The sequence below is a fragment of the Bradyrhizobium sp. UFLA03-84 genome (genome assembly GCF_002289535.1).
In the GTDB taxonomy this organism is placed as follows: Bacteria; Pseudomonadota; Alphaproteobacteria; order Rhizobiales; family Xanthobacteraceae; genus Bradyrhizobium; species Bradyrhizobium viridifuturi.
Genome location: NZ_NSJY01000005.1, coordinates 852820 through 873657, shown reverse-complemented (window position 1 = coordinate 873657; position 20838 = coordinate 852820). Strand labels below are relative to the sequence as shown.

Genomic DNA, 20838 nt, shown 5'->3' with positions numbered 1-20838 from the left:
GCTGCGACGCAAGACGAGCAATGCCGAAAAGGTGAGCGATTTCAGTCAACCAAAGTAGGGGGCACCGCAAAAAGAGACCGGCGCAGCGGGGGCGCTGCGCCGGCTCTTGCCGCCGGAGATAGTTACGGGTGCTAGCCCGCCGGTCCGGTGTCCTCGATGATCGGGCCGAACAGCTCCCAGCGCTCGCCGTTGAACTTCATCATCTGCATCTGCTTGTTGATGCGATAATCGTTCGGTCCTGTCGTGATCGACATGCCCGGCAGCGCGAGAGACGGCACGAACTTCTTCAGGCTGGTCACCTGCTTCATCAGGTTCTCGCGGGTGAGGTCGTCGCCGCACTGCTTGAGCACCTGGATCAAGAGCTCGGCCGTCGAGTAGCCGTAGGTGTTGACGGTGTTGAGCTTGTCGCCCTCCGGGTAATACTTGTCCATGAAGGCGAAATAGGCCTTCACGCCGGGATCGTCCTTCCACTGCGGATCGGCGGGGTCCTTGCCGTAATTGGTCGAGATGATGCCCTTGGAGATGTCGAGGCCGGCCGGCTTCAACGTCGCCGACACCGGGCTCGCGTTGATGTCGAGGATGTGGACCGGGTGCCAATCCAGGTCGGCGATCTTGCGGATTGCCTGCGCGGCGAATTTCGGCGTCGAGGCGTCATAGACTAGATCGACGCCGGCGGCCTTCAGCTTGACGATCTGGGAATCGACGGTCGGGTCGGTCAGCTCGTAGGACACTTCGGCCACGATCATGCTGGCGGCCTTGTCGCCGAGCCCGCTCTTCAGGCCGGTGATGTAGTCGCGGCCGAGATCGTCGTTCTGGTAGAAGATGCCGATCTTGGCGTTGGGGTGGTTGGCCAGGATGTATTTGGCGTAGATGCGCCCTTCGGACTGGTAGTTCGGGTTGAACGCGATGGTCCACGGCGCGTTCTGTGGATCGGAGAAGCGCGAGGCTCCGGTGGAGGCCAGCAGCTGCGGTACCTTCTTGGCATTCAGGTATTTCTGCACGGCGGCATTTGACGGCGTGCCGATGATCTGGAAGGTGAACAGCACCTCGTCGCCCTCGACGAGCTTGCGCACCTGCTCGACCGCCTTCGGCGGCGAATAGGCGTCGTCATACTGGATCAGGTTCAACTTGCGCCCGTTGATGCCGCCCTGGTCGTTGATCATCTTGAGGTAGGCCGCCTGGGTCTTGCCGATGCCGGCATAGGCGGATGCCGGGCCCGAGAACGGCACGGTCTGGCCGATCTTGATCTCGGTGTCGGTCGCGCCGATGTCGTATTTCTTCTGTGCGGCGGCCGATGTAACCGACAACGCGATGGCAAGCGCTGTCGCAGCGAGCAATTGCACGCTCCTCATGTCCGTGACCTCCCATGTTGCCGGTGATCTTGTCCGCAAGCGTTGGGCCAGCGGATGTCACCGTTGCCAGGGATGATGGAGGAAGGGCAGGGGCATTGCAAGACGATGCGCCCTGCGCGCGATGTCGCGTCAGGCGAGCCACAGCAGGATCAGCGCCAGCGCCGCGGGAGCCGCCTGCACATAAAGGATGCGGCGGCTCACGGTGGCGGCGCCATAGGCGCCGGCGACGATCACGCAGAGCAGGAAGAATGTCTTGATCTGGAATGCGAAGGCGGCATTGCCGTGTATCAGGCCCCAGATCAATCCGGCGGCGAGGAAGCCGTTATAGAGCCCCTGATTGGCGGCGAGCACGGCCGAGTCGGTTGCCTTCTCGAGCGAGTTGCGGAAGGTCTTCAGCCCGAGCGGCTTGGTCCACAGAAACATCTCGAGGATTAGGAAGTAGATGTGCAGCGCGGCCACCACCGCGACCAGAAAATTGGCAATCACAAGCATATTCGGTCCCCCCAAGAGCTTCGGTTCTGATCTAATCAGAACCGAAGCTCAAGATCTTGTTCCGACGCGTTTTCTCCACGCGAACCGGTGTCCATCCCGCATCTAGCGCGGGATAGGCTCGCTCGAAAACGCTCCTGCCGGAATTCGGGTGGACGCTACCACGCGGGCGGTGAATTGTATGCCGAGCGACCCGTTTCCAGAGCGACGACCATGGCCGACCGCAAGACCGCCCAGACCTTCAACCTCGATCGCCTCAAGACGCCGATCGGCACCGCGCTGCTGGTGACCGATGATGATGGTGTGCTGCGCGCGCTCGACTGGGACGACTACGAAGGACGCATGCTCGACCTGCTGCGGCTGCACTACGGCTCCGTGACGCTGCGGGACGGCCGCGCCCCGGCCGCGATGCGCAAGGCGCTCGGCGACTACTTCAGCGGCGATCTCGATCGGCTCGCGGATGTCGAATGGCGCGTCGCAGGCACGCCGTTCCAGCAGAAGGTCTGGCACGCGCTGCCGAAGATCCCGCCAGGCACCACCATGAGTTACGGCGCGCTGGCGGCGAGGCTGAAAATGCCGAATGCGATGCGCGCGGTCGGCCACGCCAACGGCTCCAACCCGATCAGCGTGGTCGTGCCCTGTCATCGCCTGATCGGCGCCAACGGCTCGCTGGTCAAATATGGCGGCGGCCTCGAGCGCAAACGCTGGCTGCTGCGCCACGAGGGCGTGGAGGTCTAGCGGGCGAATTGTCCGCCGGTGAGGCGATCAGTCGAGATCCTCGCGCGGCATGTTTCGCAGATCGCGCACGATGTAGAGGAATACGATCAGCGAAGGCATCCATGCGAGGATCGCTCCTACCAGCATCGCATCGACCGTCGTCATGGGATCTCCCTTGAGCGCGTCAAAACAAATGCCCCTCGCCGTCAGATCATTTTCTTCGATGGGCCGGAGGTTCTGGCGAAGGGATACAGCCACCTCCAATAGGCCCTGTTGCGCTCCAATTGCCGCTTGTAGATTTCGCGGCACTTCACCGAGCAAAATTGCTCGAAGTGCCAGCTGTGCCGGATCAACCCGAAGGGCCGCTTGCATCCGGGATTTCCGCAGCGGCACGTCATGATGCGGCCTCGGCATTCGAACGCGTGAACCAGCGAATGAAGTTCTGCTGACCTTGGTAGAGGCAGAGGCGTCCGCAATAGCGTTCACCCGCCGGATTTCGCAAACAGATGATCTTGGGTTCTTCGCTGTCGCACTGGGCGCAGCGCGGTTCCGCACGCATGGCGACCTCCCTCCGAGGAATTGCCATTTGCCATTCAAAATGTCTGAGGTGGTCCTTGCCGCCGGTCTTCTCGAAGAACGACGGTGCGAAATCTCGCGCCACCATCGTCCCCGCACAATCTGTCCAGATGTTTGCCGGCATCATCCTTGCGTATACCGGTCCGATCAGCCTGATTTGAACTCAATCGCCCGTCGCGGCGCCGCGCTGGCCGAGCGCGGTATCGAGGCATTTGATCAGGACGTCGCCGTCGAAGGGCTTGATCAGAAAGCAGATCGCTCCCGCCTTCAGGGCCCGGGCGCGATCGTTTTCGACGGAGAAGGCTGTGATGAAAATGAACGGAAGGTGGCGTCCGTTGGCAATCAGGTGACTCTGCAGGTCGAGCCCGCTCATCGCCGGCATCCTGACATCCGTGATCACGCACGATGTGTCATTCAGGCGGGGCGAGTGCAGGAATTCCTCGGCCGACGCGTAGGTCTCGACCGCATAGCCCAGCGACCTGACGAGATTGTGGGTCGCGGTGCGAACCGAGACGTCATCGTCGATGATTGATATCACTGGCGGATTGGACAAAGAGGTCTTCCCGGAGGCGGTCGGTCAGGGCGCGGTCTGTGCGATGCTGCGGGCGCACAGTGCGTCGCCAATCGGGGTCGGAGAATCATACTTAGGTTTGCGGCCCGCCGGATGCCTGTCCGATCCCGAGAATCTCGGCCATCCTGACCAGATCGGGCAGCGACTTCGCTGTCATTTTCCGCATGATCTGGCCGCGGTGTATCTTCACCGTGATCTCGGCCACGCCGATTTCGGCGGCGACCTGCTTGTTCATCAGTCCGGCCGTGACGAGTGTCATCACCTGGCGCTCGCGCGGGGTCAGGGTCGCGAAGGCGGCCCGCAGGTTTGCAAGAACCCTGGCCTCATCGCGACGATTCCTGTCGCGCTCGATCGCTGTCGTGACCGCATCCAGCATGTCCTGATCGCGGAACGGCTTGGTCAGGAAGTCGACCGCTCCGGCCTTCATGGCCCTGACCGTCATCGGGATATCGCCATGGCCGGTCATGAAGATGATCGGAATATGAATGCCGGCCTTCGTCAGCTCTGCCTGAAAGTCGAGGCCGCTGAGCCGGGGCAGCCGGATGTCCAGGATCAGGCAACTCGGGACATCCACCGGCTTGTGCTGCAGAAATTCGAGAGCCGACCCGAACGCTGCGGTGCGCAGGCCGACGGACCGGAACAGATTGCTCAGCGCGTCCCGCACCGAGGCGTCGTCGTCGATGACGAAGACGATCGGATCTTCGGCGTTTGCCCGCGTGGCAGGCGATGCCGTGCGCCCGGTCACCATGCATTTTCCTCCTGACGCAATGGCAGGGTGAACTGGAGTGTCGCGCCGGGGCCGGTATGCTCGACCAGGGACAGGCGGCCTCGATGGGCTTCGACGATCGAGCGGCAGATCGACAGGCCCATTCCCATACCGCTGGCCTTGGTGGTGTAGAAGGCGTCGAACAGCCGGTCGGCACTCGCGGTCGCAACCCCGACGCCGCAATCGGTGACCGTGACCAGGATCTGTTCGGCATCGTCGTCATGGCAGGTCCGGATCACGAGCTGCCGCGGCCGGTCCGTGACCGGCTGCATCGCCTCGATGCCGTTGAGGACCAGGTTGAGGATGACCTGCTGCAACTGGATACGGTCGGCGACCACGGGCGGGAGCGCGGGAGCGAGGTCGAGCCGCAGCGATATCAGGTGGCTCTGCACTTCATGCTGCACCAGGCCGATCATCTCGTTGATGACCTCATTGATGTCGAGCGGCGCCTTCTGATCGGTGGTCTTGTTCACCAGCGCGCGGACGCGCTGGATGACCTCGCCCGCCCGGTTGCCGTCGCTGATGATCGAGCTCACCGCGCCGCGCACCTCATTCAGATCGGGCGCCGCCCGGTCGAGCCAGCGCAGGCAGGCCGCGGCGTTGGTGACCACGGCGGCAAGCGGCTGGTTCACTTCATGGGCGATCGATGCGGCGAGCTCGCCGAGCGCCGTCACGCGCGTGACATGCGCGAGGTTGGTCTGCGCTTCATGCAGTTGCGCCTCGGCCAGCTTGCGGGCGGTCACGTCGGTGACCGCTCCGACGAATTCAGTGTCGCCCGAAACGTTCGTCACCGCATGCGCCCGGGCGTGGACATATTTGATCGCGCCGTCGGGCATCAGCAATCGGTAGCCGTGCTCGAAGTCCTTGCGATCGAGCGAGGCACGGTCGATGGTCCGTTGTACGCGGTCGCGGTCATCGGGATGGACGCGCTGAAGCACCGTACCGTGCTTGATGGATGGAACTCGGTCGAACCCGAATATCCGGAAGGTTTCTTCCGACCAGATGATCTCGCCGCTGGAGACATGCCAGCCGAAGCTGCCGGTATGGCTCAGTCGCTGGGCCTCGCTCAGGTACATTTCACTCTGCTGCAGCGCATTCTCGGCATGCTTGCGCTCGGTGACATCCTCGCAGGCGATCAGGACGATCAACTGATCGTCGAGCCGCCGCACCGCCTTGGCATTCTCGCGGACCCAAAGCCTTGATCCGTCCTCGCGGACCTTGCGGATTTCCCAGCTGTGGGTCAGGCCGATGTTATCGAGACACGCCGCGACATTGCGCCGAACCATCGGGTGGTCTTCGGCGTCAAACACCCGCAGCACCGATTGTCCGAGCAATTCGTCGACGGTGTAGCCGAGTTGTGCCGCGCCGAACGTGTTGACCGACAGCACGAGGCCCGTTGCGTCGACCATGAAGTACATGACGGGGTTATGCTCGAACACCTCCTTCCATTGCGCTTCGCTGTTGCGTTGCGCCTCGATCGCGCGCTCTTCGCCGCTGGCCCGGCCGCGCAACATGGCCTCCATCTGCCTGTGGCTGCGGCCCACCAGGTGCATCATCAGCAGTGTAGCGATCAGCGAGGCGATGAGCAGCGCGAGGGCAACCAGGTGGGCGGACGCTGTGGGCTGCGGACCAAGCACCAGCCCGATGCAGGTTGCGGCCAAGGCCAGCACCATGCCGCCGAGCAGCCATTGTTCGGCTGACCAGGACTTCGTGGTCGGATTCGGCATCATCGGCAGCACCAGCACTTGGCCGTCCGGGCCGCGCTGCGTCGCTAGGTGACCGCTATCATCAGCGGCGACAACGTCGCCCTCCTAACAGGCTTGATATTAGCAGCTTTACCGGCGTCGGGACGAAATCATGCGGGCCTTGGCGATCCACGCGTGATATCGCGCAGAACGCGAGGCGCGCCGGCGCACTCAGGTCCAGGTTGCGGATAAACCTAAGTATGGTCCTCCCCACCCGAATGTAACGGCCGGATCAACCTCCGTTCAATGGCCCGTTTCTTCGCGGTGACTACGCTTATTGGGTAACTCGATGACAGTAGAGCTCTCCGGGCTTCGGCAATCGCCAATCAGAGACGGGAGATTGAAATGTCCAACAGGCGCCTGCATTTGATCCTCTGCTCCGAGGATGCCGGACACGAGGCGGCGCGTCAGAGGCCCGCGCGGAGCTTCCAGCCGACCGTTATCGATGGTGGCAGGCAAGCCGCGAGCACTTCGTCGGATCGTTCCTGGATCGACCTGCTCGACGTCTTCGATTTGGGCGTCGTGATCTGTCAAGCGAGTTTCCTGGCCTTGCTGGGCGCGAGCTTGGCAGCGCTGCAGGCACAGGCAGGCGTGCCGGATCCAGGATCCTAGGCCGCCCCAGGAGTTAGCCCCGGCAGGCTGCCGGACCGGAGCGATGGCTGCTCACGCCAGGGTCGCGCAAGACGGGTCCGATAACAGCCTCCGAGAGAGCCCGGAATCCAGTCCCCTCTAGCCCTGATGGATTCCGGGCTCAGCCTCTTCGGGCGCGTCCCGCATGACGGACCGGGCAGGTCGGCGGCGTCCTTCCCCGCGCCGGATTATCGGCCATCGCAAATTGCGGAAAGTTTTCCGAAAGATGCTCCGTTCGCTTTAGCCGCTTTTGAAGCACCTGATTATTGGATCGGTCCGGCAACGGCATCGCTCCGGTGAGCTGTGCGTTGGTTCGCGCACTGACAGATCAGGGGCCGGTCATCATGAATCAGGCACAGCAGCACAAGCCGTCTTCCGAGGGCGATGTTTCCGTCACCAGGGATGAGGAAGCGGGCGCACGCGGATTGCAGCGCGATCTGCAGGACCGGCTGCAGCCGGCGCACGACGAGCCGGTCAGCGAGCCCGCCGGCGATAGCGCTCCGCACGCCGACGCGCCCGCAGGCTCGGGCCGGTGGGTTCGGCGCCTGCTCAAGGTCGGCATCGGCCTTGCGATCGTTGCCGTGTTCGGGTGGCTGCCGCTGAAAGCGGTGCTGCAGACCTCGAGTGTCGAGGCCGTGGTCAATGCCAGGATCGTGACCCTGCGCTCGCCGATCGACGGCACCGTGAGCGCGAAGCCGCAGCAAGGCTCAACGCAGCTCAGCGTGGTCCATGAGGGCGATACGATCCTGCACGTCGTCAATGCACGTGGCGATCGGGTACGGCTCGACGATCTCCGGCGGCAGATGTCGCGGCTGGAGAATGAGCGCCCGAGCCTGGCCGCCAAGCTCGCCGCCGCCGAGACCGCGCAACAGGACCTCGCCCGCCAGGCCGGTCAGTTCCGCGACGGCCGCATCCTCCAACTCGAGGCGCGCATCGCCGAAATCCAGACCGCGATCGAGGCTGCGGCCGCGCGGCGGGAGGAGGCGACGGCCGCGGTCGAGCGCGCCTCGTCGCTGATCAAATCCGGCAGCGTCTCGACGGTCGAAATGGCCCGGCTGACGCGTGAGCAGTCGATCGCCCAGCAGACCGAGATCGGCGCGCAACGCCGCCTCGACGCCGCCAAGGTCGAACTCACGGCCGCCAGGAACGGGACCTATCTTGGCGACAGCTACAATGACCGGCCGAGCTCCGTGCAACGTGAAGAGGAGATGCGCCAGCGCGTCAGCGACCTGCGCGCCGATCTGGCGCATGCCGATGCGGAGATCGACTGGCTGACCCACGAGATCGCCTCCGAGCAGCTGCACTACATCAACCGGGCCGAAGCCGACATCAGGGCGCCGGTCGCCGGGCGCATCTGGGAGATGATGACGTCGCCGGGCGAAGATGTCCGGGCCGGGCAACCCTTGCTCAAGCTGCTCGATTGCAGCGGCGCGGTTGTCACCGCCAATGTCACCGAGGGCGTCTACAATCGCCTCAAGCTCGGCGAGCAGGCGAGCTTCGAGCCGAACGACGGCAGCGCCGCGGTCAAGGGTGAGATCGTCAACCTCACCGGCGCCTCGGGCGCGCCCGCGAATCTCGCGATCAATCCGGATGCGCTGAACAAGGAGCCTTATCGGGTGACGGTCTCGATGCCGGAGCTCGACACCTCGGGCAAGGAATGCGCAGTCGGCCGCACCGGGCGGGTGGTGTTCAACACGGATGCGGCAAAGCCATGATGGCGGCATTTGCGCCCGGGCTGGTCGCCTTCGGCGCCTGCCTTGCGATCCTGCCCCTGCTCCGGCGCGAGCAGACGCCGGCCCGCGTCATGATGACCGGCATGTCGTTCCTGCTGCTGCTGCATTACTTCGTCTGGCGGGTGACCCAGACCCTGCCGCCGCTGGCACTTACCGCCGATGCGCTGGTCGGCTATCCCTTCGTGGTGGCCGAGGCCGCCTCGATGATCGCAGTGTGCTTGTCGCTGCTGTTCCTCAGTCGCACCATCAACCGCTCGCCCGAGGTCAATGCCATCCTGCGCCGATCCAGAACGTCGACGGATGCGCCGCTCGTCGACGTCTTCATCTGCACCTACAACGAAGAGAAGGCGATCCTCGAGCGCACCATCATCGGTGCGACCGGGCTCAATTATCCGAATTATCGCGTCTGGGTGCTCGACGATGGACGAAGGCTGTGGCTGCGCCGGCTCGCCCAGGAACTCGGCTGCAATTATCTGACCCGTCCGGACAACCGCCATGCCAAGGCCGGCAACATCAATCATGCGCTCCAGTACGTGTCCGCCCTGCCGGACCGGCCGGAGTTCGTCTCGATCCTCGATGCGGATTTTGTCCCGATGCCGGAGTTCCTGACCCGGGCCATGAGCCTGATGCAGGACGGCACCGTCGGCGTCGTGCAGACGCCGCAGCACTTCATCAACCCGGATCCGATCCAGACCAATCTCGCCGCCACCGACGTGTGGCCTGACGAGCAGCGTTTCTTCTTCGACATCCTGATGCCGGCCAAGGACGCCTGGGACACCGCGTTCTGCTGCGGCACCTCGTCGCTGATCCGTTTCTCCGGCCTGATGCAGATCGGCGGCTTCCCGACCGATTCCGTGACGGAGGATTACCTTGTCACGCTGCGCCTGAAGGAGAAGGGTCTGCGCACCGTCTATCTCAACGAGCGCCTGACCATCGGCCTCGCACCGGAGGGATTGAAGGAATACATCACCCAGCGCGGGCGCTGGTGCCTCGGCTTCATGCAGATCTTCAGGGGCCGCAGCGGGCCGTTCTCGCGGCAGTCGAAGCTTGCCTTCATGGACCGGCTGTCGCTGGTCGATGCCTTCATGAGCTGGGCGGCGGTCTACGGCACCAAGGTGCTTGGCCTGATCGTGCCATGGCTCTATCTGCTGTTCGACATCAAGGCGGTTCACGCCGACCTGTTCGAGCTCCTGAAATACTTCATGCCGTTCTATGTCTGGCACGCCTTCACGATGGCCTGGATCTCGCGCGGCCGCTCGCTCGCGATCATGACCGACGTCTCGCAATACATCGCGGCCCCCGCGGTGCTGAAGGCGGTCGTGACCGGGCTCGCCAAGCCGCAGGGCCACAAGTTCAAGGTGACGGCGAAGGGGGGCGACCGCAACCGCCGCTTCATCGAGTGGCCGTTGCTGCGGCTCTATGGCACTGCCTTGCTGATCACGCTGTTCGCGATCGCCTACGCATTCATCCTGCATCTGCGCGGCGAGAATATCGCCTATGGCGGACTGGCGCTCGCCTGGAGCCTGTATAATTGCGTCGTGCTCGCGATCGTCTGCTTCATCTGCATCGAGCAGCCGCGGCGTCGCAAGGCCGAGCGTTTCGAGCGCGACGAGCCGATCCTGATTCAGGAAGGTGCGGAGACGCGGCTGGTGCGGATGGCCGACATCTCGATATCGGGCGCGCGCTTCATCGATCCGGCGCCGCCGGCGATCGGCGTTTCGATCAAATGCAATGTCTACGGCCAGAATGTCATCGCGCTCGTGGTCCGTCGCACCCGAGATGGCTTCGGCGTCCGCTTCGAGGACGCGGTCGCGACGCGGATCAACGTCGTGCGCGCATTCTATGCCGGCGAATATGTCCGCGCCTTCCACGGCGTGCGTGCCGCGCCGGTCGGCAAGGCGCTGCTGATGCGGCTGTTTGGTTAGGCTGCAGTCCCATCCCCCGTCATTCGGGGCGCGCGCAGCGCGAGCCCGGAATGACGAGGGGAAAAAGTCCCTACGCCGCCGGCTTCGCCGCCTGGTCCTCGCTCGACAGCAGATGCAGCAGCGAGCTCTTGATCGCCGACTGCCGGGTCGGCGCGGTGATCTGGGCGCCGAGCAGGTCGGTGACATAGAACACGTCGCGGGCGCGTTCGCCGAAGGTCGCGACATGGGCGGAGGCGATGTTGAGGTTGAGCTTCGAGATTGCGGTCGTGAGCTGGTAGAGCAGGCCGGGACGGTCGAGGCCGGAGACCTCGATCACGGTGTAGCGGTCGGACCACTGGTTGTTGATGGTCACTTCGGGCTCGACGATGAACGGTCGCGCCTTGCTGCGCACCGCGCGCTTCGCCACCGCCTCGGGCAGCCTGAGCTTGCCTTCCAGCACGTGCTCGATCATCTCGCCGATCCTTGTGGCGCGGCGGCCCTCGTCCTCGTCGCGGTCGTATTCGCGCGAGATCGAGATGGTGTCGAGCGCGCGGCCGTCGGTCGTGGTGTAGATCTGCGCGTCGACGATGTTGGCGCCGGCGGAGGCGCAGGCGCCCGCGATGATCGACAGCAGCCAGGGATGGTCGGTCGCCAGGATCGTGAGCTCGGTGACGGCGCGGATCTCGTCGAAGCCGACATTGATCGCCAGCTTGTGGCCGGCCTGCTCGCTGGCGCGGATAAAGCGCGCCTGGCGGATCTTGCGCGGCAGCTCGACCTTGAGCCAGTAGGCCGGGTAATGCCGGCCGATATAGGCGTTGAGCTCGGCCTCCGGCCATTCGGTGAAGGCGCGGCGGAATTCGGCTTGCGCCACCGCGATGCGCTGGGCGCGGTTCACTTCCGAGAAGCCGCCGGTCAAGACCGGCTCGGTCTCGTAATACAGAGTGCGCAACAGCTGCGCCTTCCAGCCGTTCCAGACGCCGGGGCCGACGCCGCGGATGTCAGCGGTGGTCAGGATCGTCAGCAGTTTCATCTGCTCGACCGACTGCACCACGGCGGCGAAATTCTCGATGGTCTTGCGGTCCGACAAATCGCGCGATTGCGCTACCGTGGACATGGTCAGATGCTCTTCGATCAGCCAGGCCACCAGCTCGGTGTCGGCGGCGGAGAAGCCGAGCCGCGGGCACAGCCGCCGCGCCACCTTGGCGCCGGCGATCGAATGGTCCTCGGGGCGGCCCTTGGCGATGTCGTGCAACAGCGTCGCGATGTAGATCACCGGACGGTGCTCGGGACGGATCTTGCGGAACAGGTCGCTGGCGACCGTGAACTCCTCGTTGCCGCCGCGCTCGATGTCCTGCAGGAACCCGATGCAGCGCAGCAGGTGCTCGTCCACCGTATAGTGGTGGTACATGTTGAACTGCATCATCGACACGATCTTGCCGAAGGCGCGGATGAATTGGCCGAGCACGCCGGTCTCGTTCATCCGCCGCAGCACGACCTCCGCATTGTCGGAGGTCAGGATCTCCATGAACAGGCGATTGGCCTCGTCGTTCTCGCGGAGCTGGGTGTTGATCAGCTTCAGCGAGCGCGTCACCGTGCGCATCGCGTCGGGATGGAAGGCGAGGTTGTTCTGCTGCGCGAGACGGAAGATCCGGATCAGATTGACCGGATCGTGCTTGAACACGTCGGGCGCGGCGAGGTTGATGCGGTTGTTGTCGACGATGAAATCGTCGCTGCCGTTGACCCGCCGCCGCTTGGTGCCGGGCCGGAAGCGCGCCACCATCCGGCTCAGCACCGGCGCCGGCTTGTTGTGCTCCTCCTCGAGCTTGGCGCACAGGATCGCTGTGAGGTCGCCGACGTCCTTCGCGATCAGGAAGTAGTGCTTCATGAAGCGCTCGACGTCCTGCATGCCGGGATGCGAGGTGTAGCCGAGGCGAACCGCGATCTCGCGCTGCATGTCGAACGACAGCCGCTCCTCGGCGCGCCCGGCGAAGAAGTGCAGATTGCAGCGCACCGACCACAGGAAGTCGGCGCAGCGGCGGAAGGTGCGGTACTCCTGTGCGTCGAACACGCCGCGTTCCAGCAGTTCGTCGGTCTCGCGCACGCGATAGACGTATTTGGCGATCCAGAACAGCGTATGCAGGTCGCGCAGGCCGCCCTTGCCGTCCTTGACGTTGGGCTCGACCAGATAGCGCGACTGGCCGGCGCGGCGATGCCGCTCCTCGCGCTCGGCGAGCTTGGCGGTAACGAATTCCGACGCAGTGCCCTGCACCACTTCCTTGTCGAAACGATCGACCAGCTCGTCATAGAGTGGCTGGTCTCCGGTCAGGAACCGGGTCTCCAGGATCGCGGTGCGGATCGTCATGTCGCCGCGCGCCTGGCGGATCGATTCATCGACCGAGCGGGTGGCGTGGCCGACCTTCAGCCCCATGTCCCACAGGCAATAGAGAATGGCTTCGGCGACCTGCTCGCCCCACGCGGTCTGCTTGTAGGGCAGGATGAACAGCAGATCGATGTCGGATTCCGGCGCCATCAGCCCGCGGCCATAGCCGCCGGTCGCGACCACGGCCATGCGCTCGGCGCCCGACGGGATCGGCGAGTGGTAGAGATGCCGGGTCGCGGCCGCATAGAGGATGCGGATGATCTCGTCCTGCACGAAGCAGAGCCGTTCGGCGCAGCGGCGGCCATGACGGTCCTTCAGCAGCAGCGCCTGCGCCGTGGCGCGCGCCGCGATCAGTTCGGCCTTGAGCAGTTGCGCCATCGCGGCGCGGAACTGGTCCTCGCGGCCGGCATGCTGCTCGGCCAGTGCATTGACCGCCGCGGTGATCCGCGCGGTCTCGAAACGATCGTCCGCTTCAGGGCGGGCCTCGGCTACGACGCTGTCCATAGGTTCATCCGATATCGGACGGAGCTGTTGCTGTCACGGACCAAAGTATAACGACAGCAGCTCCATGCTTTCCTGGCGGCGCTTCGAGCAAGATCGTTCTCGCGCCGTCGCGTAAAGGGTAGAGATTTTCTCGTTGACCGCAAGGATAACTCATTGAAATAAAAGATTGTTTCTTAATCTGATCGAGGGGGTCGACGAATGCATAAATTTTCCCGGCGCGCGTTCGCTGCGCTGCTCGCGGTCTCGACATTCCTGCCCGGCGCGGCGCTTGCCGCCGACGCGCTGAAGGAGATCCGGATCGACTGGGCGACCTACAATCCGGTGTCGATGGTCCTGAAGCAGAAGGGCCTGCTGGAGAAGGAGTTCGCCAAGGACGGCATCAGCATCGTCTGGGTGCAGTCGGCCGGCTCCAACAAGGCGCTCGAATTCCTCAACGCCGGGTCGATCGACCTCGGCTCGACCGCGGGCTCGGCCGCTCTGGTCGCCCGGATCAACGGCAACCCGATCAAGTCGATCTACGTTTATTCGCGCCCCGAATGGACCGCGCTGGTCACCACCAAGGACTCCAAGATCGCCTCGGTCGCCGATCTCAAGGGTAAGCGCGTGGCGGTGACCCGCGGCACCGACCCGCACATCTTCCTGGTCCGCGCGCTGCTCGGCGCCGGTTTGACTGAGAAGGACATCACCCCGGTGCTGTTGCAGCACGCCGACGGCAAGACCGCGCTGATCCGCGGCGATGTCGATGCCTGGGCCGGTCTCGACCCGATGATGGCGCAGGCCGAGGTCGAGGAGGGCGCCAAGCTGTTCTACCGCAAGGCCGACGCCAACACCTGGGGCATTCTCAACGTCCGCGAGGAGTTCCTGAAAGCGCATCCGGATATCGTCCGCCGCGTACTCGCGACCTATGAAGAAGCACGGAAGTATTCGCTGGCAAACTATGACGAGCTGAAGAAGACCTTCATCGCCGTCACCAAGCTGCCCGACGCCGTGGTCGACAAGCAGCTCAAGGAGCGCACCGAGCTGACCCACAGCCGCATCGGTGCCCCGCAGCGCGAATCCATCCTCGCCGCCGGCCTCGCGCTGCAGCAGGCGGGCGTGATCGACGCCAAGACCGACGTGAAGGCCGCGCTGGATTCGCTGATCGACGACCAGGTCCCGTTGCCCACCAACTAACTGCGCCGACAAACTGCCCTCGTCGTCCCGTCGAAGGCCGGGACCCATAACCACAGGGTCTTGTTGCCGGAAGGCGCTGTGGCTCCAGCCTGCTCCATCACCACGCTTCTTGGTTATGGGTCCCGGGTCGCGCTTCGCTTGCCCGGGACGACGGGGGATAGAGCGGAGGCACCTCCACCTTGCAATCCCGCTTGAAGAGTCGTTTTTGCTATGGCCATGAGCGTTGACCTGCCCGCGCTGGAACAGACGGCCGCGCCGCGTGCGGCGCCGGCGCGGTGGTCGCGCTTTGCGCGGCCCGCGCTCGGGCTTCTGGTGCCGGTGGTGTGTGCGCTCGGCTGGGAGCTGGTGGTTTATCTCGGCTACTCCAACGGCCGGCTGGTGCCGCCGCCGTCAAAGGTGTTCCAGACCATCGTCGAGCTCGCCAGGAGCGGCGAGCTGTCGCGCCATATCCTCGCGACCTTGTGGCGGGTCGGCGCGGGCTTTGCGCTTGGCGTCGTCACCGGCACCATCATGGGGGCGATTTCCGGCTATTGGGATTTCGCCAAGCGGCTGCTTGATCCGACGGTGCAAGCCTTGCGCGCGATCCCCTCGCTCGCCTGGGTGCCGCTGTTCGTGCTCTGGCTCGGCATCTTCGAGACCTCGAAGGTCGCGCTGATCGCGGTCGGCGTGTTCTTTCCGATCTATCTCGGCGTGATGGGCGCGATCCTGTCGGTCGATCGCAAGATCGTCGAGGTCGGCCGTGTGTTCCGGCTGTCCGGGCCGGCCATGATCCGCCGCATCCTGTTGCCGGCGGTGCTGCCGGCCTATGTGGTGGCGCTGCGGGTCGGGCTTGGCCTGGGATGGATGTTCGTGGTCGCGGCCGAATTGATCGGCGCCTCCGAAGGTCTCGGCTATCTGCTGCTTGACGGCCAGCAACTCGGCAAGCCGGCGCAGATCCTTGCTGCGATCGTGATCTTCGCGATCCTCGGCAAGCTCACCGACTGGCTGATCGAGGTCGCGGCCGCGCCGCTATTGCGCTGGCAGGATGCGTTCGGTGCGCGGGGAGGGGCCTGATGCTCGCTCTGAAAGAAGTCGGCAAGACCTATCCGAATGGCGTCCACGCGCTGGAGCGCTTCTCGGCGGAAATCCCGCCCGGTGAGATCATCGCCATCATCGGCGGTTCCGGTTGCGGCAAGTCGACCTTGCTGCGCGCCATCGCCGGCCTCGATCGCGCCAGCACCGGCAACGTGACGCTCGACAATGCTGTCATCAGCTCGCCGCACGCCAAGATCGGCATCATCTTCCAGGAGCCACGGCTGCTGCCTTGGCTCAGCGTCGCCGACAATATCGGCTTCGGTCTCACCGACCTTTCGGCGCAGGCGAGGCGCGAGCGGATCGCAGCCGCGCTGGCCCGCGTTGGCCTCACCGACAAGGCTGCGGCCTGGCCGCGCGAACTGTCCGGCGGGCAGGCGCAGCGGGTCGCGATCGCCCGTGCGCTGGTGCCGCAGCCGGAAGTTCTGCTGCTCGACGAGCCGTTCTCGGCACTCGATGCCTTCACGCGGCGCGATCTGCAGGATCATTTGCTGGATCTCTGGGCCGACACGCGGCCGACTTTGGTGCTGGTCACCCATGATGTCGACGAGGCCGTGGTGCTGGCCGACCGCGTGCTGGTGATGCGGCCGCGACCGGGGCGGCTGTTCGAGCAGATCACCATCAATCTGGCGCGGCCGCGCGACCGCAAATCGGAACTGTTCGACACGTTCAAGCGCCGCGTGCTGACCGCGCTCGACCGCTCGCTGGATCGCTCGGTGCGTGACGTCACGGACAAATCGAGCGCCGGCGAGGCGATGTGGTGGTGACATCGGCGCCATAAGGCCTTACATCCGAAGGCTAAGAAGAACAGCCGGGAGCAGACCCATGGACTCCGCCGAACTCCGCGCAATGCAGGCTCCGATCAAGGAGCGTTACAAGGCCGACCCCCAGGCCGCCGTGATCACGTTGAAGGCCAAGGGCACGATCGACAATGAAAGCCTGTCCTGCAAGGTCGAGACCGGCCGCGCGCTCGCGGTCGCCGGCCTGCATCCCGCCACCGGCGGCTCCGGGCTCGAGCTTTGCTCCGGTGACATGCTGCTGGAAGCGCTGGTCGCCTGTGCCGGGGTGACGCTGAAATCGGTCGCGACCGCGATCGAGGTGCCGTTGAAGGTCGGCAACGTGTTCGCCGAGGGCGATCTCGACTTCCGCGGCACGCTCGGCGTCGACAAGGAGGCCCCGGTCGGCTTCCGCGAGATCCGCCTGCGCTTCGACGTCGGCACCGACGCGCCGCAGGACAAGCTCGACCTGCTGCTGAAACTCACCGAGCGTTACTGCGTGGTTTATCAGACCATCAAGAACGGCCCGAAAGTGTCGGTGACGATGCAGCGGGTGTAGCCGCTTTTCACCGGTGTCGTCCCGGCCCGGTGTGCAAATGCGCACGAAAGCCGGGACCCATACGCCGTGTCTTCTCGACTCAAGCTTCGCTGTCCAACGGCTTTCGCTCCCCACGAATAGTCATGGTTATGGGTCCCGGCCTTCGCCGGGACGACTTAGAATGTCCCCCGATCTCCACTTCATCCTGCTCCTCGTGCTGCGCATGGCGGTAGCGGCCGCGTTCGTGGTCTCAGCGTCCATCATCACGGAGCGGTCGGGGCCGGTGATCGGTGCGCTGATCGCAACCCTGCCGATCTCGGCCGGGCCGTCCTACACCTTCCTTGCGCTCGACCATGACGCGGCCTTCATTGCCGAGGGCGCGCTGTCGAGCCTGCCGGTCAATGCGGCGACGATCTTCATGGGCCTGACCTACGCCGTGCTGGCGCAGCGCTTCAGCATGTGGGTCAGCGCGGGAAGCGCGATCGCGCTGTGGCTCGTGCTCGGCACCATCATCCGTCAGTTCGCCTGGACGCTGGCCGGCGGGCTGATCCTCAACGCCATTGCGTTCGCAATCTGCATTCCGCTGCTCAAGCCCTATCGCCACGTCGCCAAGATGCCGCTGATCGCGCGGCGCTGGTACGACATTCCCTTGCGCGCCGCGCTGGTCGCGAGCCTTGTCGGCACCGTGGTCACCGCCTCGACCTGGGTTGGTCCGCGGGTCACCGGCGTGATCGCGCTATTCCCGATCGTGTTCTCCTCGATGATGCTGATCCTGCATCCGCGGATCGGCGGCCCCGCCACCGCCGCCGTGCTCGCCAACAGCGCCTGGGGCCTGCTCGGCTTCGGCCTCGGCATCGCCGTGCTGCATGTCGCGGTATTGCAATTCGGCTCTGCCGTAGGCCTCTGCTGTGCGCTCGCCACCTGCATCATCTGGAATCTGGCGCTGTGGCAGCTCGGGCGAAGAAAGAGCGCGAAGGCGTAGACCTCCCCTTAAAAAGGGGATGTCGCTTTGCTCGTCAGAGCAAAGCGGGGATCTGGTCTCTCCGCACGCAGTGAAGGCGTAGGATGGGTGGAGCGCAGCGAAACCCATCATCTCCCCGTGCGGAGGAAAGTCGCTGGGTTTCGCTGCGCTCTACCCATCCTACGCAGCTACTCCTTCGGCAGCTTCGCCCTCAATGCATACAGCGCATCCAGCGCCTCGCGCGGCGACATTTCGTCGGGGTGCAGCGCCTTCACCGCCTCAACCAGCAAATCAGTCTCGCTCGGCGGCTTGTCTTCGACAGCGGCGCGGGAAGGGACGGCGAACAGCGGCAGGTCGTCTGCAAGAGCGCGGGCGGCCTGGCCGCGATCTTGCGCTTCCAGTTTCGCCAGCACCGATTTGGCGCGCGTGATCACGGCGGGCGGCAGGCCGGCGAGCTTGGCGACCTGGATGCCATAAGAGCGGTCGGCGGAGCCCGGCAGCACCTCGTGCAAGAACACGACGTCGCCCTGCCATTCCTTGACCCGCACCGTGGCGTTGAACATCCGCGGCAGTTTCGCCGAGAGCGCGGTCAACTCATGATAATGGGTGGCAAACAGCGTGCGGCAGCGGTTGCTCTCGTGCAGGTGCTCGATCGCGGCCCAGGCGATCGACAGACCGTCGAAGGTCGCGGTGCCGCGGCCGATCTCGTCCAGGATGACGAGCGACCGCTCGCTGGCCTGATTGAGGATCACCGCGGTCTCGACCATCTCGACCATGAAGGTCGAGCGGCCGCGGGCCAGATCGTCAGCGGCGCCGACGCGCGAGAACAGCCGATCGACGATGCCGAGCCGCGCCCGCGACGCCGGCACATAGCTGCCGATCTGAGCAAGGAGTGCGATCAGCGCATTCTGGCGCAGGAAGGTCGATTTACCGGCCATGTTCGGGCCGGTGATCAGCCAGAGCTGGCCGGATTTCTGGCCCGGCGCCGGCGACAGATCGCATGCATTGGCGATGAACGGCTGGCCATCGCGCTTCAGCGCCTGCTCGACCACCGGATGGCGGCCGCCCTCGATCGCAAAGCCGAGCGAGCCGTCGACATCGGGCCGCACGTAATTGTCGTCGATCGCAAGCTTCGCCAGCGATGTAGCGACGTCGAGCAGCGCAAAGGCATGCGCGGCGTTGCGCAGATCATCGCTCGCCGCGAGCGCCAGCGCGCTGAGCCGTTCGAAGATCTCGAGCTCGAGATTGAGCGCGCGCTCGCCGGCATTGGCGATCTTGGCCTCGGTCTCGCCGAGCTCTGCGGTGGTGAAGCGGACCTGCCCGGCCAGCGTCTGGCGATGGATGAAGGTCGCATTCAGCGGCGGTGCGAACAGCTTGTCGCCGTGCTGCGCGGTGACCTCGACGAAATAGCCGAGCACATTGTTGTGCCGGATCTTCAGCGTCTTGATACCGGTGTCCTCGGCATAGCGCGCCTGCATCGCGGCGACGACGAGGCGCGAGGCATCGCGCAAATTACGGCTTTCGTCGAGCGCGGCCTCATAGCCCTCGCGGACGAAGCCGCCGTCGCGCTTGATCAGCGGTAATTGCTCTGACAGTGCGCGCGAAAATTCCTGCGCCAGGTCGCGCGAGGGGCGCCGCAGCGCCGCCATCACGGTCGAAACCTCGGCCGGCGGATCCGCAAGCTGCGCCAGCAAGTCCAGCGCCTGGTCGGCGGCAAGGATGCCGTCGCGCAGGCTGGCGAGATCGCGCGGACCGCCGCGGCCGACCGAAAGCCGCGCCAGTGCACGCGACATGTCGGGCGCCGCGCGCAGCACGGTCCGGATGTCCTCGCGTGCTGCGCTGTCCGCGACGAAGGCGGAGACCGCATCGAGCCGCCGCGCGATCACCGCAACATCGGTCAGGGGCGCGGCAAGCCGCTGCGCCAACAGGCGCGAGCCTGCCGCGGTGACGGTGCAGTCGATCGCATCGAGCAGCGAGCCGCGCCGCTCGCCGGCAAGCGTTCGCGTCAGTTCGAGGTTGGCGCGGGTCGCGGGATCGATCGCCATCGTGGTGCCGGCGGCTTCGCGCGCCGGCGGCGACAGCGGCGGACGCTTGCCGACCTGGGTGCGGTCGATATAGGTCACCGCGGCAGCGGCGGCCGTTGCCTCCAGCCGCGACATCGCCGAGAGCCCGTCCATGGTCGCGACCGCGAAATAGTCGCACAGCCGCCGCTCGGCGGTGGCACTGTCGAACACGTCGCGGGTCAGCGGCGTCACCGACGGCAACTCGCGCAGGGTCGGCGCGAGTTCATTGTCGCTATAGAGCGCGTCGGTGACGATCGCCTCGTTCGGATTGATCCGCGCCAGCGTCGCCGCAAGCTCCGCGGTCGCACATTCCGTCACCATGAATTCGGAGGTCGAGATGTCGATCCAGGCTAGCCCGAGCCGGTCGGCGCCGGCCGAGCCGCGGGCGCGCGCGATCGCGATCAGATAATTGTTGGTGCGGGCGTCGAGCAGCGTGTCCTCGGTCAGCGTGCCCGGCGTCACCAGCCGCACCACGCCGCGGCGGACCACGCTCTTGTTGCCGCGGGCCTTGGCCTCGGCGGGATTCTCCGTCTGCTCGCACACCGCCACGCGATGCCCGGCGCCGATCAGGCGATGCAGATAATCCTCGGAGCGTTCGACCGGCACGCCGCACATCGGGATGTCCATGCCCTGATGCTTGCCGCGCTTGGTCAGCACGATGCCGAGCGTCTTCGAGGCGATCTCGGCGTCCTCGAAGAACAGCTCGTAGAAGTCGCCCATCCGGTAGAACAGCAGCAGGCCGGGATGGGCGGCCTTGATCTCCAGATACTGTTCCATCATCGGCGTGACGCGCGACGGCGCCTCGGCGGGAGTGGCTTCGGGCGGAACGGGGATCGGCTGCTGAATGGTCATGAGGGCCGGGAAGCTACAGAATTTCGCGGCGCGGTCC

At 65.0% G+C, this 20838-nt stretch carries 18 protein-coding genes; 9 read left to right on the top strand and 9 right to left on the bottom strand.

Annotation, left to right across the window (positions count from 1 at the left end):
- Positions 1 to 131: 131 nt before the first annotated feature.
- Entirely contained in the window at positions 132 to 1352 is a 1221-nt protein-coding gene (locus CK489_RS06850; RefSeq protein ID WP_050628782.1) for an ABC transporter substrate-binding protein, read from the bottom strand.
- A 129-nt stretch (positions 1353 to 1481) separates the two neighbouring features.
- Complete coding sequence (locus tag CK489_RS06845) at positions 1482 to 1844, bottom strand: DUF1304 domain-containing protein (protein ID WP_095731722.1); 363 nt, start codon at positions 1842 to 1844, stop codon at positions 1482 to 1484.
- A 210-nt stretch (positions 1845 to 2054) separates the two neighbouring features.
- Between CK489_RS06845 and CK489_RS06840 the strand changes: the two genes are divergently transcribed.
- Positions 2055 to 2579: a methylated-DNA--[protein]-cysteine S-methyltransferase gene (locus CK489_RS06840; RefSeq protein WP_050628784.1), complete on the top strand. Its 525-nt coding sequence runs from the start codon at positions 2055 to 2057 to the stop codon at positions 2577 to 2579.
- 27 nt (positions 2580 to 2606) lie between these two features.
- Here the strand turns inward: CK489_RS06840 and CK489_RS40620 are convergent, their stop codons facing one another.
- The 5 genes from CK489_RS40620 to CK489_RS06825 form a co-directional block, all read right to left on the bottom strand.
- The gene (locus tag CK489_RS40620) at positions 2607 to 2930 is read right to left on the bottom strand and encodes a hypothetical protein (protein WP_128089540.1); all 324 of its coding nucleotides are present in this window, start codon (positions 2928 to 2930) and stop codon (positions 2607 to 2609) included.
- Between the two features lie 22 nt (positions 2931 to 2952).
- Positions 2953 to 3261: a hypothetical protein gene (locus tag CK489_RS41235; protein ID WP_158226413.1), complete on the bottom strand. Its 309-nt coding sequence runs from the start codon at positions 3259 to 3261 to the stop codon at positions 2953 to 2955.
- A gap of 36 nt (positions 3262 to 3297) precedes the next feature.
- The gene (locus tag CK489_RS06835) at positions 3298 to 3687 is read right to left on the bottom strand and encodes a response regulator transcription factor (RefSeq protein ID WP_244486171.1); all 390 of its coding nucleotides are present in this window, start codon (positions 3685 to 3687) and stop codon (positions 3298 to 3300) included.
- A gap of 91 nt (positions 3688 to 3778) precedes the next feature.
- The gene (locus CK489_RS06830) at positions 3779 to 4453 is read right to left on the bottom strand and encodes a response regulator transcription factor (protein WP_095731721.1); all 675 of its coding nucleotides are present in this window, start codon (positions 4451 to 4453) and stop codon (positions 3779 to 3781) included.
- Positions 4447 to 6216, bottom strand: a complete 1770-nt coding sequence (locus CK489_RS06825) for a PAS domain-containing sensor histidine kinase (RefSeq protein ID WP_245350272.1) — start codon at positions 6214 to 6216, stop codon at positions 4447 to 4449. The genes CK489_RS06830 and CK489_RS06825 overlap by 7 nt, the downstream gene beginning before the upstream one ends.
- Before the next feature lie 345 nt (positions 6217 to 6561).
- Here CK489_RS06825 and CK489_RS06820 point away from each other — a divergent pair, with 345 nt between their 5' ends.
- The 3 genes from CK489_RS06820 to CK489_RS06810 all read left to right on the top strand — a co-directional run bounded on the left by CK489_RS06820 (position 6562) and on the right by CK489_RS06810 (position 10504).
- Positions 6562 to 6828, top strand: coding sequence for a hypothetical protein (locus CK489_RS06820; protein ID WP_095731720.1), 267 nt, complete (start codon positions 6562 to 6564; stop codon positions 6826 to 6828).
- Positions 6829 to 7190: 362 nt separating this feature from the next.
- Complete coding sequence (locus CK489_RS06815) at positions 7191 to 8561, top strand: HlyD family secretion protein (protein WP_244486173.1); 1371 nt, start codon at positions 7191 to 7193, stop codon at positions 8559 to 8561.
- On the top strand, positions 8558 to 10504 hold the full coding sequence (locus CK489_RS06810; protein ID WP_095731719.1) for a glycosyltransferase: 1947 nt from the start codon (positions 8558 to 8560) through the stop codon (positions 10502 to 10504). Before CK489_RS06815 ends, CK489_RS06810 begins: the two co-directional genes overlap by 4 nt.
- Before the next feature lie 70 nt (positions 10505 to 10574).
- Here CK489_RS06810 and CK489_RS06805 read toward each other — a convergent pair whose 3' ends face one another.
- Positions 10575 to 13367: a [protein-PII] uridylyltransferase gene (locus tag CK489_RS06805; RefSeq protein WP_095731718.1), complete on the bottom strand. Its 2793-nt coding sequence runs from the start codon at positions 13365 to 13367 to the stop codon at positions 10575 to 10577.
- A 198-nt stretch (positions 13368 to 13565) separates the two neighbouring features.
- On the opposite strand from CK489_RS06805, the gene CK489_RS06800 reads away from it, so the two are divergent.
- The 5 genes from CK489_RS06800 to CK489_RS06780 all read left to right on the top strand — a co-directional run bounded on the left by CK489_RS06800 (position 13566) and on the right by CK489_RS06780 (position 17907).
- A complete protein-coding gene (locus CK489_RS06800; protein WP_095731717.1) occupies positions 13566 to 14540 on the top strand; it encodes an aliphatic sulfonate ABC transporter substrate-binding protein in 975 nt (324 codons plus the stop codon).
- Positions 14541 to 14756: 216 nt separating this feature from the next.
- Positions 14757 to 15593 carry an ABC transporter permease gene (locus CK489_RS06795; RefSeq protein ID WP_050628807.1) on the top strand — a complete coding sequence of 279 codons (837 nt, stop codon included), beginning with the start codon at positions 14757 to 14759 and terminating at the stop codon, positions 15591 to 15593.
- Complete coding sequence (locus CK489_RS06790; RefSeq protein ID WP_095731716.1) at positions 15593 to 16378, top strand: ABC transporter ATP-binding protein; 786 nt, start codon at positions 15593 to 15595, stop codon at positions 16376 to 16378. The genes CK489_RS06795 and CK489_RS06790 overlap by 1 nt, the downstream gene beginning before the upstream one ends.
- Positions 16379 to 16436: 58 nt before the next feature.
- Positions 16437 to 16946, top strand: coding sequence for an OsmC family protein (locus CK489_RS06785; protein ID WP_095731715.1), 510 nt, complete (start codon positions 16437 to 16439; stop codon positions 16944 to 16946).
- Positions 16947 to 17106: 160 nt separating this feature from the next.
- Positions 17107 to 17907 carry a hypothetical protein gene (locus CK489_RS06780; RefSeq protein ID WP_050628794.1) on the top strand — a complete coding sequence of 267 codons (801 nt, stop codon included), beginning with the start codon at positions 17107 to 17109 and terminating at the stop codon, positions 17905 to 17907.
- Positions 17908 to 18074: 167 nt separating this feature from the next.
- On the opposite strand, the gene mutS is transcribed toward CK489_RS06780, so the two are convergent.
- Positions 18075 to 20801: a DNA mismatch repair protein MutS gene (mutS, locus tag CK489_RS06775; protein WP_095731714.1), complete on the bottom strand. Its 2727-nt coding sequence runs from the start codon at positions 20799 to 20801 to the stop codon at positions 18075 to 18077.
- Positions 20802 to 20838: the final 37 nt, after the last annotated feature.

What these genes read in the sequence shown, in the direction of transcription:
- CK489_RS06850 (WP_050628782.1), bottom strand. Translation starts at nt 1,352, where the DNA reads ATGAGGAGCGTGCAATTGCTCGCTGCGACAGCGCTTGCCATCGCGTTG.
- CK489_RS06845 (WP_095731722.1), bottom strand. Translation starts at nt 1,844, where the DNA reads ATGCTTGTGATTGCCAATTTTCTGGTCGCGGTGGTGGCCGCGCTGCAC.
- CK489_RS06840 (WP_050628784.1), top strand. Translation starts at nt 2,055, where the DNA reads ATGGCCGACCGCAAGACCGCCCAGACCTTCAACCTCGATCGCCTCAAG.
- CK489_RS40620 (WP_128089540.1), bottom strand. Translation starts at nt 2,930, where the DNA reads ATGCAAGCGGCCCTTCGGGTTGATCCGGCACAGCTGGCACTTCGAGCA.
- CK489_RS41235 (WP_158226413.1), bottom strand. Translation starts at nt 3,261, where the DNA reads ATGATGCCGGCAAACATCTGGACAGATTGTGCGGGGACGATGGTGGCG.
- CK489_RS06830 (WP_095731721.1), bottom strand. Translation starts at nt 4,453, where the DNA reads ATGGTGACCGGGCGCACGGCATCGCCTGCCACGCGGGCAAACGCCGAA.
- CK489_RS06820 (WP_095731720.1), top strand. Translation starts at nt 6,562, where the DNA reads ATGTCCAACAGGCGCCTGCATTTGATCCTCTGCTCCGAGGATGCCGGA.
- CK489_RS06815 (WP_244486173.1), top strand. Translation starts at nt 7,191, where the DNA reads ATGAATCAGGCACAGCAGCACAAGCCGTCTTCCGAGGGCGATGTTTCC.
- CK489_RS06810 (WP_095731719.1), top strand. Translation starts at nt 8,558, where the DNA reads ATGATGGCGGCATTTGCGCCCGGGCTGGTCGCCTTCGGCGCCTGCCTT.
- CK489_RS06805 (WP_095731718.1), bottom strand. Translation starts at nt 13,367, where the DNA reads ATGGACAGCGTCGTAGCCGAGGCCCGCCCTGAAGCGGACGATCGTTTC.
- CK489_RS06800 (WP_095731717.1), top strand. Translation starts at nt 13,566, where the DNA reads ATGCATAAATTTTCCCGGCGCGCGTTCGCTGCGCTGCTCGCGGTCTCG.
- CK489_RS06795 (WP_050628807.1), top strand. Translation starts at nt 14,757, where the DNA reads ATGAGCGTTGACCTGCCCGCGCTGGAACAGACGGCCGCGCCGCGTGCG.
- CK489_RS06790 (WP_095731716.1), top strand. Translation starts at nt 15,593, where the DNA reads ATGCTCGCTCTGAAAGAAGTCGGCAAGACCTATCCGAATGGCGTCCAC.
- CK489_RS06785 (WP_095731715.1), top strand. Translation starts at nt 16,437, where the DNA reads ATGGACTCCGCCGAACTCCGCGCAATGCAGGCTCCGATCAAGGAGCGT.
- CK489_RS06780 (WP_050628794.1), top strand. Translation starts at nt 17,107, where the DNA reads ATGTCCCCCGATCTCCACTTCATCCTGCTCCTCGTGCTGCGCATGGCG.
- mutS (WP_095731714.1), bottom strand. Translation starts at nt 20,801, where the DNA reads ATGACCATTCAGCAGCCGATCCCCGTTCCGCCCGAAGCCACTCCCGCC.